This is a genomic window from Dyadobacter sp. BHUBP1 (genome assembly GCF_050587785.1).
Taxonomy (GTDB): domain Bacteria; phylum Bacteroidota; class Bacteroidia; order Cytophagales; family Spirosomataceae; genus Dyadobacter.
Genome location: NZ_JBOBIH010000007.1, coordinates 120352 through 135900 on the forward strand (window position 1 = coordinate 120352; position 15549 = coordinate 135900).

At 53.0% G+C, this 15549-nt stretch carries 11 protein-coding genes; 2 read left to right on the forward strand and 9 right to left on the reverse strand.

Translation table 11 applies throughout. The features are described 5' to 3' along the window. Positions 1 to 27: 27 nt before the first annotated feature. From ACQ4MZ_RS24235 to ACQ4MZ_RS24270, 8 genes are all read right to left on the reverse strand, one after another. Positions 28 to 1398, reverse strand: a complete 1371-nt coding sequence (locus ACQ4MZ_RS24235) for a RagB/SusD family nutrient uptake outer membrane protein (RefSeq protein ID WP_430849415.1) — start codon at positions 1396 to 1398, stop codon at positions 28 to 30. 15 nt (positions 1399 to 1413) lie between these two features. Then, entirely contained in the window at positions 1414 to 4518 is a 3105-nt protein-coding gene (locus ACQ4MZ_RS24240; protein WP_430849418.1) for a SusC/RagA family TonB-linked outer membrane protein, read from the reverse strand. A gap of 146 nt (positions 4519 to 4664) precedes the next feature. Beyond that, on the reverse strand, positions 4665 to 5303 hold the full coding sequence (locus ACQ4MZ_RS24245) for an NAD(P)H-binding protein (RefSeq protein ID WP_430849420.1): 639 nt from the start codon (positions 5301 to 5303) through the stop codon (positions 4665 to 4667). Between the two features lie 38 nt (positions 5304 to 5341). Continuing rightward, complete coding sequence (locus tag ACQ4MZ_RS24250) at positions 5342 to 5845, reverse strand: DUF6691 family protein (protein ID WP_430849422.1); 504 nt, start codon at positions 5843 to 5845, stop codon at positions 5342 to 5344. A 3-nt stretch (positions 5846 to 5848) separates the two neighbouring features. Continuing rightward, positions 5849 to 6412, reverse strand: coding sequence for a YeeE/YedE family protein (locus ACQ4MZ_RS24255; RefSeq protein ID WP_430849424.1), 564 nt, complete (start codon positions 6410 to 6412; stop codon positions 5849 to 5851). Positions 6413 to 6414: 2 nt separating this feature from the next. After that, positions 6415 to 7878, reverse strand: coding sequence for an MBL fold metallo-hydrolase (locus tag ACQ4MZ_RS24260; protein WP_430849426.1), 1464 nt, complete (start codon positions 7876 to 7878; stop codon positions 6415 to 6417). Positions 7879 to 7979: 101 nt separating this feature from the next. After that, the gene (locus ACQ4MZ_RS24265) at positions 7980 to 8777 is read right to left on the reverse strand and encodes a sulfite exporter TauE/SafE family protein (protein ID WP_430849428.1); all 798 of its coding nucleotides are present in this window, start codon (positions 8775 to 8777) and stop codon (positions 7980 to 7982) included. A gap of 83 nt (positions 8778 to 8860) precedes the next feature. Continuing rightward, a complete protein-coding gene (locus tag ACQ4MZ_RS24270) occupies positions 8861 to 9514 on the reverse strand; it encodes a Crp/Fnr family transcriptional regulator (protein ID WP_430849430.1) in 654 nt (217 codons plus the stop codon). Between the two features lie 258 nt (positions 9515 to 9772). Between ACQ4MZ_RS24270 and ACQ4MZ_RS24275 the strand changes: the two genes are divergently transcribed. Continuing rightward, positions 9773 to 11287: a succinate CoA transferase gene (locus ACQ4MZ_RS24275; RefSeq protein ID WP_430849432.1), complete on the forward strand. Its 1515-nt coding sequence runs from the start codon at positions 9773 to 9775 to the stop codon at positions 11285 to 11287. A gap of 9 nt (positions 11288 to 11296) precedes the next feature. Continuing rightward, the gene (locus tag ACQ4MZ_RS24280) at positions 11297 to 12136 is read left to right on the forward strand and encodes a universal stress protein (RefSeq protein ID WP_430849434.1); all 840 of its coding nucleotides are present in this window, start codon (positions 11297 to 11299) and stop codon (positions 12134 to 12136) included. Between the two features lie 21 nt (positions 12137 to 12157). Here the strand turns inward: ACQ4MZ_RS24280 and ACQ4MZ_RS24285 are convergent, their stop codons facing one another. Next, positions 12158 to 15313 carry a GH92 family glycosyl hydrolase gene (locus ACQ4MZ_RS24285; protein WP_430849436.1) on the reverse strand — a complete coding sequence of 1052 codons (3156 nt, stop codon included), beginning with the start codon at positions 15311 to 15313 and terminating at the stop codon, positions 12158 to 12160. Between the last annotated feature and the right edge of the window lie 236 nt (positions 15314 to 15549).

The window sequence follows — 15549 nt, forward strand, 5'->3', positions numbered from 1 at the left end:
TTCTGATTCAGGAATCCGGTTAGTCTGTTAATTGTAACCCTGGTTTTGGACCAGCTGCTTGTTCACGTCCATTTCCCGCTGCGGAATGGGCATAATCAGCTTGGGAGAATTATACGGCAAAGCCCCCACATTTCGCCGCGTGCGTCTGAGGTCGTGCAGCGTATGGCCCTCGAATGCCAGTTCCAAATGCCGCTCTTTGAGTACAGACTCGATCGTAGCCGCAGTAGCCGCTTTCAGGCCTGCACGGGCCCGGATCAGGTTCAAGTCCGCGAGTGGCGTGGCACCTGTCTGGCTGTTGAGGCGCAGGTTTGCCTCGGCGCGGGTCAGATACATTTCTGCTAATCGGAACTGCAGCACATTACCGAATTGATCCAGGTGTTTCTGGGTGAATGTGTTGTTGGTAGTTACAAAAAACGCCCCTCTTTTGTCACCGGCTTCGTACAGGCCCCGGTGCTTCGCCAGCACGCGGATGTCACCGCGGCCCGCGGTTCCCACGATGTCCGAAACGGTCGTTCCAAAGAAGGTATTCATATCATTGGTTCCATCCTGCTGAGTGACGATCATCGAGAATATATATTCCTTCGGATTGGCCCCGCCATTTTTCAGAAATGTAAAAAACAGCGATTCGAATGCCGCATTAAGCGAGAATTTATCCGATGCTATTACCTCGTTGGCTTCATCGCGTGCAGCGGCGTAGTTGCCCTGCATCAGGTACACGCGCGAGAGCTGTGCCGACGCCGCATATTTGGTTGCGTAAATGGTATTGCTTTCAGGCAACAGTGATTTGGCTTTGGTAAGGTCTTCCAATACCTGCGCATATACTTCCGCCACGGGGTTCCGGGGTATTTTGTCGGCATCGGTAAGGACACGCGTCGGCTTTAATACCAAAGGCACGCCGGGGTTGGAGGCATTATCGCCGTCCCCCCAGGTTTTGGCATACAATCTTACCAAGTCAAAATAAATCGACCCGCGGATAAACCGGGCTTCGCCCTCGACACGGGCGCGCTTGTCTTCATCGACGATATCGAGCGCCGAAAGTACATTGTTGCAGCGGTTGATCGCCACGTACGAGTCGCGCCAGGTGGCGGTAGCGGTCGCATTGTTGGTAGTCATCTCCTTGTTGTACATTTCGAGCAGGTTCTGAAACGTACCTCCGAAGCCCAGCTCATCGGCATTACCGAGCAATTCGGACGCATACTGAAACGCCCCGCCGTACACATCCTCATCCTGTAAACCGTCGTAACATCCGATGAGGGTCACCTCAACGTCGCGGGAAGTACTCAGGGCTACATTTTCGTCGATACTTTGGGTCGGCTGAACATCCAGCCTGTTGTCACAGCCCGCAGCCATCAACATCGCTGATAGCAGGACCGGTAGGATATATCTGTTCTTTTTCATGATGAGAATGCAATGTTAAAATCCGACATTGATGCCAACCAGCAATGTGCGCGGCTGTGGAGCTGTGTAAAAGTCATTGCCCAGCGCGAACTTGGTGTCCTTCTCGCTCAGGTCATCGGTGTTAACCTCTGGGTCCCAACCTTTGTAGTTAGTGAAAGTAGCGAGGTTGAGCGCCGAGACATACACGCGCACTTTTTCCATTTTAATGCGGCGCACCAGTGCGGTAGGCAGGTTGTAGCCCAATGTCATCGACCGCAACCGGAGATACGAGCCATTGAAAATGTATCGTGTAGATGCCTGATTGCCGTTACCCCGGTAGAAACGGGCCTCCGGAACATCGGTATCGGGGTTCTCGGGCGTCCAGGCATTCATCTGATCGGCCGTCTGGTTATCTTCGTAGATCCCGTTGGCCGACGAGTACTGCCCTACCCCGTAGAAGTTGATCTTATTGCCGGAAACGCCATTGAAAAACACACTCAAATCGATTCCCTTATAGGAAAACGTGTTGGTAATACCACCCACAAATTTGGGGTTCGGATTACCGGCCACTACCCGTTGCGCGCTGTTGTATCCGCTATTCGTAACCGTAGACCTGTCGACCGTCCCATCGGGGTTCGGCGTATTTTTATAGAATAATGCATTTCCGTTCGCGCGGTCCACACCGGCGTATTCGACGGTGTAAAACACACCCACAGGCTGGCCTTCCATAACACGGCTCATGCTGCGGATACCGCCTTCGATCACCTGGCCCTGGATGTCCGTCACTTTATTCTTATTGTTCGCCAAGTTCAGGGAGGTTGTCCAGCGGAACGCCCCTACGGTATTTTGGGTATTCAATACAAATTCAAACCCTTTGTTTTCCAGCCTGCCTACATTGCGGTACTGAACCGAAAAACCCGAGGTTGCCGGCACATTCACTTCGAGCAACAGCCCGTTCGTTTTTTTGACATAATAATCGATCTCCCCGCTGATCCGGTTGTTGAACAAACCGAAATCGACGCCGAAATCCGCCTGGCGGGTAGTCTCCCATTTCAGGTCCGGATTGGCGATCTGCGACGGGCGCTGCCCGGCGGACCCTGCATAACCGGCATCCCCGGAAAAAAGCCCCAATTGCGGAAAATCCCCGATCTCGGAGTTCCCCGTCAACCCGTAACTGCCGCGCAGCTTCAGGAAGCTGAGCAGATGGTTGTTTTTGAGAAAACTTTCCTCGGTAACCACCCAGCCCAGTGAGGCCGATGGGAAAAAACCATAACGCGAATTGACCCCGAAACGCGACGAGCCATCGATACGCGCGCTCGCAGACAACAGGTATTTATCGGCAAACTTGTAGTTCATCCGCAGAAAATAGGACAAGAAACGGAAATTGGTTTCCGAAGTGCTCCCGTCTGACTTGGTAGCTGCGCTGGCGATCTTTTTGTAGGAATCGGACGGGAATTGCGTTCCTTCCACGAAGCTCAATTTCCGCTGCGATTGCTGGTAAGACATCCCCAGCGTAGCCCCGATGCCGTGCAGGCCAAGTATTTTGTCATACGAGAAGAAGTTGTTGGTATTGTAATTGGTCACAAATGTGGCATAGTTGTTCCCCAGCCCGCTGGTGGCCTCGCTCACATTCCGCACGTTCTGGCTTTGGTAATACCCTTCCTCATTCTGGTTCAAAAGGTCGATACCCAGTTCACTGCGGAATTTCAGTTCCGGCAGGATGTTGAACTGCGCATAAGTGTTGGTCAGGTTCCGGAACGAGGTCGCTTCGAATTTAGCGTAGTTGATCGAGATCATCGGGTTGAAGTAGAGCGGCACATTCAAATCGCCGGGAGGCGTTCCGGTGGGCAGGCCCGTTTTGGGGTCGGTGAAAGGCGTCAGCGGGGTCAACGCAGCCATTTGAAGCGGGTTCGAGAATGCATTATCACCCGGCAAACGCTGGTTAACCGTACGCGCCAGGCCCATCGACAATCCTACCTGCAACCATTTATAAGCCTGATGATCGAGGTTCATGCGCCCGGAAATACGCTGGAGCTCGTTTCCCACCAAAGTACCTGTCTGATCCAGGTACTGCCCCGAAAGAAAGAACTTCGTTTTCTCGCTTCCACCGTTGACCTGCAAGTCGAGCTGCTGCATCGGGCCTTTCTGAAACGCCTGATCCTGCCAGGAATAGTTCTGCTGTTGAGGGGTATTGTAAGTGCCCAGGCTGTAATATTCGAGGAAACCGCCTGCCCCGAGCATGTATTGCGTATAAGAATCGGGATCCTGGGTGTCGGTACCGTCTATACGATCTCGGTTATTGGCTGCCATTGTATAGAACTTCACGTACTCATCCGCATTGAGGAATTTCACGCGACGTGTCGCTTCCGAGGAGCCCAGCTGGTAGTTCAGGCTCACGTTGGTCTTCCCGGCCTTTCCGCGCTTGGTCGTGATCAGCACGACGCCATTGGCCGCGCGGGAGCCGTAAATAGCCCCTGCCGAGGCGTCTTTCAGGATTTCAATGGATTCGATGTCGTTGGAGTTGATGTCCGACAGTGGGTTGGTGGCGCCGCCATTGTTGCTCAGATCGGCCGTGGTAACAGGCATTCCGTCGACCACATACAAAGGCTGGCTGCTCGCGCTGATGGAAGAATTGCCCCGCACGCGCACGTTAATCGCCTGCCCGAGCTTGCCCGTACCGCTGTTGACATACACCCCGGCTGCCCTCCCCTGAATGGCCGCATCGACGCTCGTGACGGGCATATTCTGGATTTCGGTGCCTTTCACCTGGGCGATATTGCCGGTAACGTCCCGTTTAATCTGCGAACCGTAGCCGGTTACGACCACTTCGCTGAGGCTTCGGACATCGCTTGATAGTTTAACATCGATGGTACTCTGATTCGCCACGGCAATTTCCTGGGCCACCATTCCCACAAAACTGAATACCAACACGGAATTGGACGATGGTACGTCAATGGCATAGACGCCCTCCGCATCAGTCTGGGTCCCGATGTTGGTGCCTTTGAGCTGCACCGAAGCGCCCGGCAACGGTGAGGCATCATCACTGGTGGTTACCTTGCCCGTAATCCTGACGCCCTGTGCCGCCGCAGGCAGCCAGCAAACCAGCCATGCCAGAAGCATAAGCGGAAAAATTCTTCTCATAACAAGTTAGGTTTGGTTAATATTGGTTACTACAAACAAATATATTGCCGTAGACGAAATAACCAAATTTTGTTATGGTATTATCGAAATTTGTCCTGGTTTATTTTGTTATTATGCTCATAAAAAATATAATATTTTGAGGCGAGTTATATTTCAAAAATTCGGTCCAGCTCCATCACATGTACTCCGTTCGCACAAACCTTCGGCACTTTCGCGAGCTTTTCTGCCAGTATTTCCGTAGGCATGGGACGGAACTTTCGAACAATCCCGAGCCTGTTCAGGAAGCCTATCACGGAAGCGCTGATCTTTTCGCCTAGGCGGTCGGTGTCTTTGCGGAGCAGCAGGCCTGGCTTGAAAATAATCAGCTTTTCGAATCCCAGCCCTTTCATCTTTTCTTCCAGCTCCCCTTTCATTTTGGAATAAAACACCTTGCTTTTCGGAGTAGCGCCGTACGAGGACAGCAATACCATCTGGGCGACGCCATTCCGCCTGGCAATCCGGGCAAATTCGAGTGGGATCTCATAGTCAATATGCCATTGCTTTTCCTTCGAACCGGCTGTTTTTAATGTGGTTCCCAGGCACGAGAACCAGACGTCCCCCTTGATATGCTCCTGTATGGACTCCATTTTGTTGAAATCGGTGAGGATTTCGGTCAATTTAGGGTGATGAATGCCTGTCGATCGACGCACAAATGCTAACACGCCGGTATAATCCGGATCCCGCAGCAAGGTGTTCACCAGGTCTTTACCCGTGGCGCCGGTAGCGCCGATAATCAAAGCTCTCATAGCGATTGGTTGTTTGCCCGGGTAAATTTAATGATTAATCAATGCGGCAGCGAGTTGCGGAAGCGGCCGTACACCCAGGTACCGGCCACAGCGCTGGCCAGCACGACGGCCACCACGGTCGCGCCGGTCCCGATCTGGGCGAACAACGGTCCGGGGCAAGCCCCGGTAAGCGCCCAACCGAGGCCGAACAGGAGCCCGCCGTATATCTGCCCCTTGTTGAATTTCTTCGACGTGAAGGTGATCGGTTCGCCATACATGGTTTTAATCCCGAACCGCCTGATGAGCCAAACCGAGATGATACCGGTCACTACTGCCGAGCCGATGATGCCGTACATATGAAACGATTGCAGGCGAAACATCTCCTGGATACGAAACCAGCTGATCACTTCGGCCTTCACGAAGCCGACACCGAACAGCACACCTACGACCAGGTATTTGAAATTGTGGTACCATTTATGCTGCAAATGCGACTCGTTGATGCAGATCGTGTCCTGCGCCCGGGCTTCGAACCCGGCGGTATCCTCAATGAAGGAAGATTGCATGGATTAGTTGTTTAAAATAACGGGTAAGATAAAATTGGCCATCATGAAGCCGCCGGCCATGAAGCAGATTGTCGCCACCAGCGACGGCCATTGCAGGGTACTTAGTCCCATGATCGAGTGTCCGCTCGTGCACCCCCCCGCATAACGCGAGCCGAATCCGACCAGAAAGCCTCCGCCCACCATCATAATCAACCCGCGGGCCGTGAACAGGCTGTCCCAGGAATAAAGCTGCACGGGCACCATCCCCGAAAAATCGTTGACTCCATAGGTCGCGAGTTCTTGCGCCAGCCGCGGATCGACCTGGATCGCCGCAGGATTTGCTAAAAAATAGGCCGCCAGTGCCCCACCTAAAACGATACCCGCCACAAAAAACAGGTTCCAGACCTCCCTTTTGTAATCATATTGAAAGAATGGCACTTTTGCCGGGAAGCAGCTCGCGCAGATGTGCCGCAAATTGGCCGAAATCCCGAAATGTTTATTTCCTAAAATCAGCAGGGCGGGTACTGTGAGGCCAATCAGCGGACCGGCCACATACCAGGGCCACGGTTGTTTGATCACTTCCAGCATCTTTATTTCGTCCCTCCGTTTGGTGAATGCAATACCTCGCCGCTCTCAGCCTCCTGCTTCGTTGGGCATACGTAGTCCGTGACTTTCACAAGCCCCGACTCACGGATCGCCTTAAAGCCTCCCGCCACGTCGATCAGATTATGGTAACCGCGCGCCCGGAGAATCGAGTTGAAGATCATCGACCGGTAACCGCCGGCGCAATGCACGAGGTAGGTTTTGTTACTATCAATATCTTCCAAATGCTCGTTCAGGTAATCTAACGGCAGATTTTCCGCTCCTTCCACGTGCTCTGCCAGGTATTCGCTCCGCTTCCTCACATCCAGGATCTGCCAGTCGGGATTGGCGTTCAGCAGGGCTGGCAATTCGCTAGCCTCCACCGAAGGAATGCTGTCTGTTTCTTTTCCGGCCTCTTCCCATGCCTGAAAACCGCCTGCTAAATGTCCGATGGCATTGTCATAACCAACCCGCGCCAATCGCGTCACAACTTCTTCCTCCCTACCAGGCTCGGTCACCAGCAGGATCGGCTGGCGGATGTCTTCAATGAGAGCACCTACCCAAGGAGCGAAACTGCCATCAATGCCGATATTGATCGAATTGGGAATGAAGCCTTTCGCGAACACCTGCGCCGCGCGGGTATCCAATACGAGCGCGCCTGTCTCATTGGCAGCCGCCTCGAATGCATCGGCCGTAAGGGCTTGCATTCCCCGGTTCAGCACCTCGTCAATGCTTTCGTACCCCTGGATATTCATCATCACATTTGCCGGAAAATAGGCAGGCGGCGGCGTAAGGCCATCGGTTACCTTTTGGATGAACGTCTGCTTGTCCATAGGTTGCAAGGCGTAGTTCGTGGCTTTTTGGTGTCCCAAGCTATCCGTGGTTTCCTTGCTCATATTCTTGCCGCAAGCCGAACCTGCCCCATGCGCCGGATACACAATAATATCGTCGGCCAGCGGCAGAATTTTGTCATGAAGTGAATCGTAAAGCATGCCCGCGAGCTTATCCTGGGTAAGGTCCCGGACGACCTTCTGCGCAAGGTCCGGCCGGCCGACATCGCCGATAAACAGTGTGTCGCCGGTAAAGAGTCCGACCTGACGGCCGTTCTCGTCGGATACCAGGTAACAGGTACTTTCCAGCGTGTGCCCCGGCGTATGGATAACCTCGATGGAAATCTTGCCCAGTCTGAGCACTTCACGGTCCGCGGCAATATGCGCCTTGAAACCGGGGTTGGCCGTGGGGCCATACACGATCGTTGCGCCCGTTTTTTCGGCAAGGTCCAGATGCCCGCTCACGAAGTCGGCATGAAAATGGGTTTCCAACACATACTTTATTTTTGCGCCATTCTTTTCCGCACGGGCCAGATAGGGGCTCGTTTCCCGGAGTGGGTCGATGACAGCCGCGTCGCCTTCGCTTTCAATATAATAGGCGCCTTGTGCCAGGCAACCTGTATAGATTTGTTCGAGTTTCATTGTTCTGTGAACTGTTTTGAGTGATAGGTGGGGGAACCATGTGACAAAGGTCGCAAGGCAGCCGGCTATTGTCTGTGACCTTTGTCACACAGGTCTGTTTCTTATTGGAGGATGAATTCTTTGAAGAGGATTAAGCATCCCATGGCGAGCACAAACCAGCCGAAGCTCTTTTTCAACTGGCTGCTATCCAGCCTCCGCGCCAGCAGACCGCCAATGAAAATACCGGTCACGGCAACGAGCGTCACCGTCAGCAAAAAGTACCAGTCGATGGCAAAATGCCCCAAATCTCCGGCAAACCCTATCAGCGAATTCAGCGCGATAATCAATAGTGAAGTCCCTACTGCCTCGCGCATGGGCATTCCCAGCACCAGTACCAAAGTTGGGATAAGCAAAAAGCCCCCGCCTGCCCCGAGCAGCCCCGTCGTAAGACCAATCCCGACCGCGCTGAGGCCCAGCTTTACAATGTTACGCCCCAGGTCGCATTCCAGGCAACCGGGCTGATTTTGCCTGCCTTTGATCATCCCGATCGCCGCCGCGAGCATTAATATGGCGAACAGGGCCATCGTCAGGACCGGCTCTGTCACCTGGAAATGACCGATATGGAAGAGGTTTTCAGGAATTAAGGGCACCAGGAGCTTCCGCGTCAGATAGACGGTAATCATGGAGCTCAGCCCGAAAAACAAGGCCGTTTTAACGTTGACAAGCCCGCGCCGGTAATTACCGTAGGCACCCACGAGGCTGGTCGAGCCGACAATAAATAATGAATAGGAAGTGGATACGACCGGGCTGATCCCGAAAATATATACCAGAACCGGCACAGTCAGGATCGACCCTCCCCCGCCGACGAGTCCCAAAGAAATGCCGATCAACACCGACGCGATATAACCAATGGTCTCCATACTGCTTTGCGCTAATTAAGTACAAAATTGCAATACGAAAACCGGCGGGTTTGTGACAAATGTTACATAGCCGGAAAAGTCCTTTAAAAAAGGATAGTAATCGTGTTCCGGCCCAGTCGCACCATACCGCGCTGTTCCATTTTTTTAAGCAATCTTGAAACTACCTCCCTTGAAGAATTCATATCGGTGGCGATTTGCTGGTGGGTCAGCGCCAGCTCATCACTGTGCGAAAGCTTGCGCTGATTCTTAAGGTAAAATTCGATGCGTTCGTCCATGCTCTTGAACGCAATGCTATCCACCACTTCCAGCAACTCCTCGAACCTGGAACGATAGGTTTCCAGCACGAAATAGTACCAAGTTTTATAACTGGTCATCAACTCATCCATCAATGCGATCGGAACGAGTAACGCTTTGGAAGGCTCAATGGCTTTGGCGGAAATCTGGCTCTGTTCTTTCCGCGTGGCGCAAATCATCGACAGCGCGCACGCATCACCCGGACCGAGCTGGTACATAAAAAACTCGTTACCATCCTGATCTTCCCGGTATATTTTCACCCCGCCTTCAACGATCAGCATGGTCGATTTGAAGTATTGCCCCGGACGCATCAGCTGTTGATCCGCTTCGAAATCGCGGATCACGCAATGTCCTGCGAGTTTGCGGATTAACTTCGGTTCAAACTGCCCGAAATGTGATTCCAGCAGTTGCTGAACCCCGGAATGCTGTGTGGTAATGCTCATTAGTTGTTGATTTGAAAAAAGCTAAGTTAAGCATTTACGAACTTCTTCTTTGTGACATTGGTCACACACGGCCTCTGGTAACCCCGTATTACTGTCTGTCCGGCACGCGCAACGCATGCGCACAGACATGACCAAAGTCAGTCTTTGAAGCACTATTGATCATCCTTAACCACTTGGGTCGTCCATAACTTGCATTCGATTTCAGTAATCAACAGAAACGAAACAGGTAGGAATACGTCACATTCAAATGCGATTGCCATGAACGACACATCCAGAATCAAACATACATCCCTCGCTGGCAGGGTAATGCCTGCCGGGCAAGCCGCCTCGCTCATCCAGGATGGCATGGTGGTGGGCGCCAGCGGGTTTACCCGCTCCGGTGACAGCAAAGCCGTATTGGCCGCCTTTGCCGAAAAAGCCGAGAACGACCACACCCGCATTACCCTCATGACCGGCGCTTCGCTTGGACAAGGGACAGACGGTGCCCTGGCCACTGCCGGCGCCATCGCCATGCGGTTGCCCTTTCAGTCGGACCCCGTGATGCGTACGATCATTAATGAAGGCAAACTATCGTATATCGATGAAAACCTGAGCGAAACCGCGGCCCATATCCGCAATGGCTTCCTGCCTCCTATCGACATTGCGATTGTCGAGGCGGCATCCATCGAAGCCGACGGCAGCATTGTACCCACCACTTCGGTGGGTAACTCGGCGATCTTCGTACAGCAGGCCAAACAGGTGATTGTTGAAATCAACCAGGCTATTCCACTCGAAATCCGCGGGATCCACGATGTGTTTCTGCCGGAAGACCCAACCGGACGCGCCATACTGCCCATAACGGACGTTTGGCAACGCATTGGCCAGGATGTGATTGCCTGTGACCCTGAAAAGATTGCGGCGATTGTATTCACCAGCCAGAAAGACAGCCCGGCTGAAACCGCTTCCGGCAACGCAGCGGCAGAAGCCATTGCCGGGCATTTACTGCGATTCTTCAACCGCGAAATCGCTGCCGGCCGGCTTACCCGCGCCCTCAGGCCCATTCAGGCGGGCATTGGCAAGATTGCCGACGCCGTGCTCGGTGGGCTCGCGCATGGCGACTTTCAGCACCTGACCATGTATTCAGAGGTGCTGCAAGACAGTACTTTCCGATTGATTGACAGCGGTAAAATGGATTTTGCCTCAGGCAGCTCCATGACATTGTCGACCGAATGCTACCAACGCGTATTCGCCGATTTCGAGAGCTACCGGCATAAGATCGTGCTCCGCCCGCAGGACATTACCAATGCCGCGGAAGTAATCCAACGGCTTGGCATTATTGCCATTAATACCGCCCTGGAATGCGACATTTACGGCAACGTCAATTCTTCGCATATTGCCGGCAGCCAGATCGTGAACGGCATCGGCGGTTCTGCCGACTTCGCCCAAAACAGCTACCTGAGCATTTTCGTAACAGAATCGGTCACGAAGGGAGGTAAAATATCTCGTATAGTACCCATGGTTACCCACGTGGACCATTCCGAACACGACGTCGATGTGATCGTGACCGAACAGGGGCTCGCCGATTTGAGAGGGCTTTCGCCCAGACAAAAAGCCGAAATGATCCTCGAGCATTGCGTTCACCCGGATTACCACGAGGAGCTCTCCGGGTATTTCGAACGTGCCTGCCGCCGCGGGGGCCATACACCACACCTGTTGGAAGAGGCATTCAGGCTGCACGCCAACCTGGCCGAAACCGGTTCAATGAAAACACAGCTACTGGAATCCATTAAATAGCAGATTACTATGAAAAACATTCGCCTTGTGATCGACGCCGATCATTTCAACACCCATCATGTGCAGTTCGCTTGCTACGTGGCGTCCCTGACCCAATCCCGGCTGACCGGCATTTTCATGCAAAATGCTCCATCCGAAGCATTTTCCGAATTGAAAATCGCACCCGGCACGCCCTTTGAAGAAACGCTTGCCTTGCATGAGCTCCCCGATTTCCGGAAAATGCAGGAGTCGCTTCAGGAAAGCGAAAGTACCTTCCGCGCGATGTGCGAGCGCCAGGGCGTACATGTGAGCGTGCATACCAACCCGCACGAGCCGCTTGAAGAAATTCTGGCAGAAAGCCGCTATGCCGACCTGATGATTATAGGCAGCGATCTGGCATTCGAGCCTTGGGATGAGAAGAAACCCAGTTCCTTTTTGAAAGAGGTGCTATGCAATATCGAATGCCCTGTGATGATCGCGCCCGACCATTTCGAAGGAGTAGAAGAAATCGTATTTGCACATGACGGAAATGCCGCGGCCGCGCACGCGATCAAGCAGTTTTCCTACCTTCTTCCGGAATTGGGAGATACACGACTGACGATTGTTCAGGTACTTAACGAAGGCGGGCACGAGGACGCCAACGACGGAAAACTGGCCCGCCTGGTGAGCTCCCACTACTCTAATGCACATTTCAAGAAGCTTTACGGTCGTCCTAATTCGGAGCTGTTTGCCTTTCTGATGAACAAGAAAAAGACGCTGGTCGTCATGGGCTCTTACGGGCGCAGCACATTTTCGAATATGCTGACACCCAGCACCGCCGATCCGCTGATCCGCAACCTGAACTTGCCCATTTTTATCGCGCACCGGTAATGCGCCGTCGCTTTTCGCTCGTTACTCGTTGGAAGGGAGCCCTTCGATACCCCAGTTCACGTTAGGCTCCGGCCCCATTTCGAGTACGAGCGATCCGCCTTTCAGCAAATCGGACGCCCTGAACCAGAAACTGTTCAACGGCTGGCCGTTGAGCGTTGCACGCTGGACATATACGTTCTTTCGAGACGTGTTTGGAGCCTCAATCGTAAACCTTTTGCCTCTTCCAAACTGCTCTCCAAAGTCTATAACCGTTTTTTCAAACAGGGGGCTGCCAATCTCGTAGATCGGATCGACGCGTGTTCCTCCGTCGGTCTGGAAAAGGCCCAGCGCCGACATTACAAACCAGGCGCTCATTTGTCCCTGGTCCTCGTCGCCCAGATAGGCGTTGGATACCTCGTGGCCGTAGTACCTGTCCACCACCGACCGGCTCCACTTCTGGGTCAGCCACGGCTTTTTGACCCAGTTGAACAAGAAGGCGAAATGCATCGATTGCTGGTTGCCCTGCACCACAGGATAGTCCCAGTACTGATCGTTCGGACCGTTGTAGCGCCATTTGACACTCTCGTTAAAACCCCAGTCGAGCCTCTTCACAAACTCATTCTCTCCGATTGCTTTCGCGAGCCCGGGAACGTCCTGCGGCACAAAAAAAGTGAGCTGCCAGGCATTTCCCTCTACATAATGATGGTTGGCACCGGATTTGAAAGGATCGAAATCGGCCAGCCAACGTCCCGTAGAGTCTTTCATCCGCGCAAAGCCAGTAGCCGGATCAATGACATTTTTCCACCAGTTTCCTCGCTCTGCAAATGCCTGGTAATCGGCTTTTTTGTGAAGTGCTTTCGCAAACTGGGATACCGAATAATCATCAAAGCTGTATTCCAGGGTGTTGGAAAACCGCCCCTGATCATAGGGCACGTAATGGTGTTTGAGATAGGTGAGCAAATCCTCATTACCGGCCCGGCCGCCGCCCACGGGCGCGGCGGGAACGGTCTGCATTTTCCGCACGGCCTCATAGGCCTTGTCGACATCGAAGCCGCGAATCCCCATCTGATATGCGCCCACGATGAGCGGCACCTCATGTTCGGCCACCATCACCGGAATGTACTCCATCCCCGCAGGCCCTTTCGCCAGCCAGCCGCCGCGGTCGTACATCGCAAGCTGGGATTTCACCCACCGGTTCGACCACTCGGGCGTAACCAGGTTCCAAAACTGATTGAGGTTCCAGAAAGTGTTCCAGAAAGCATCACAGCCCAGGGCAATGTCATCCTTATTCTGAAACTTATTGACGTTCTCATCCGCATCCCGCCAGCTGCCATCCACGTCGCTGAATGCATTCCGGCTCAACGACCGGTACATATTGGTATAAAAGCGTTCTTTTTCGCGTTTGTCATTGCTGAAAATCGCCACACGGCCCAGCAGGCCGTTCCATACGTTTTCCTGGTTGTTTCTCACTTTTTCAAAATCCCAGCCAAACGGGTCGGAGATCTCGGATTTCAGATTCAGTGACGCATTTTCCACGCTCACATAAGAAATACCCGAGCGCACCTGCACGACCTTGTTCGTTTTAGTGTCAAATTCCAGAAACAGCCCTGCATTCCGCGCGCTGTCCGCTGCGAGGTTCGTTTTCAGATGTACTTCGTCGTTCAGCCACGTGCCGTAATTCACGATGGGCTGGTCCATTTCGATCACAAAATGTACCGTGTACTGCTGGTCAATCCCGCCGGACCATACATCGCGCGAAAGTTGCTCGCTATACCCCTCGATCCGCCGGTCGCTCACCTTGTCGATCTTCACTTTCCGGATTTTGTAGCCATATTCGGTCGGAATTTGCAGGTCGACCATCACGCGGCCCGTTTCGCTTTTCTGCCAGGTATACTTCTGAAATGACGCACGGGTAGTCGCGGTCAGTTCGGCAGTGATGTTATTGTCAGTGAGATGTACTTTGTAGTAGCCCAAAGGCGCCTGTTCGCTACTTTTATCGAACCGGGAACGGTAGCCGCTATCCGGATCGGCCTGATCGCCGATCCTGGTTTGCAATGGCCCGGCAGTAGGAAAAATTCCCAGGCCGGTCATCGTCCATTCGTGAATGTGGCTGAATGTACCGATCGACTCAAACGTAGGGTCGTAACCCGCCTGCCAGCCGCTATTCTGGTTATCCGGGCTCAGCTTCACCATGCTGAACGGCATCCACGGCCCGGGCGCAATCATCCACCGGGAATGCCCTGCCCCCAGCATCGTATTCACGTATCCGGCCGGCGTTTTGAGCTTTTGCTTATCGCGTTTCACTTTCCCGGATTTCACCAGTTGCTTGTCCACAAAAACTTGAAATGCCCCCGAGCCCGGTTGGTCAACGGCGGGCATCGGCGCTTCCAGCAGGTAACGTTCCCGCTCTATTTTTTGGGACAAAATCGTCTTTCCATCGAGCTTCACGTCGATCAAAGGCTCTCCCCGAAGCTGGGTAATATCAATCAGCAACGGCTGGATGGATTTGCCGTCTATATTGAGCTCGTAATCCGCGGCTTCTACATTCCGTAGCAGTGCTTTGCCCGGCGTGGCGAGCGTTGCCTTCGCCGGACCTTCCAGCTTCACCTGGTCGAACATCAGCCAGCCGCCCTGCAAAGTGGTCATCACCACCTCATTCACGCCCTGTTTCACCAACATTGCAGGAATATCGATCACCACAAGCTGCTCTTTGGGACTCACTATAAGCCGATCCGGATCATTGAAACCCGACCCCTTTTTCAGTTTGAATTTCCACGATTTACCATTCACAAGCACCTTCAAGAGCGGTGCGTGCAGGGAATCGGTTTCGAGCACATCCACCACAAGCCGCCATTTGCCCGAAGACGGTTTGCTTTTAATATCGAACAAGACCGTAAGGAAATGCGACCTGATCCCCGAGGTTCCGCCCGTGCCACCCCAGCCGTTCACCGGCCCTGGCAGCACGTATGGCCAGTCCTTCTGCGCTTCTGAACGGCCGATGAGGAAAAAATTATCCTCGTAACCAAAGTCCTTTTCCAGAAACCGTTTGTACCCGTCGGGCGCAAGCGCCATCCCGGACGGCGAATTATCAGCGTCGCCGATCTTCCAGATCGTCTTTTGCTGCGCAAAGCCCGATGCGATTACGAATACGGACAATAGCAGAACGGCAATCGCTCTTGCGAAAAGGCGGTTTTTCATGGGTCAGGAATGAGTCAGGTTTTTAACAGATATATGTTTATACAAACTATTAACCAGCAATGATCGCAATACAACTCAAAATCAACATTTTTAGCTAAAATATGTATTTCTAAAATCGCAGCACAAGTATAGCAGATATAGTTTGTATATACAAAGTGACGTAAGTATTCTCCGATATTTTGCTTGAAAACGGCCCGCGCTGACTATATTATCGGATCTTTCAGGCGACAGGGCCT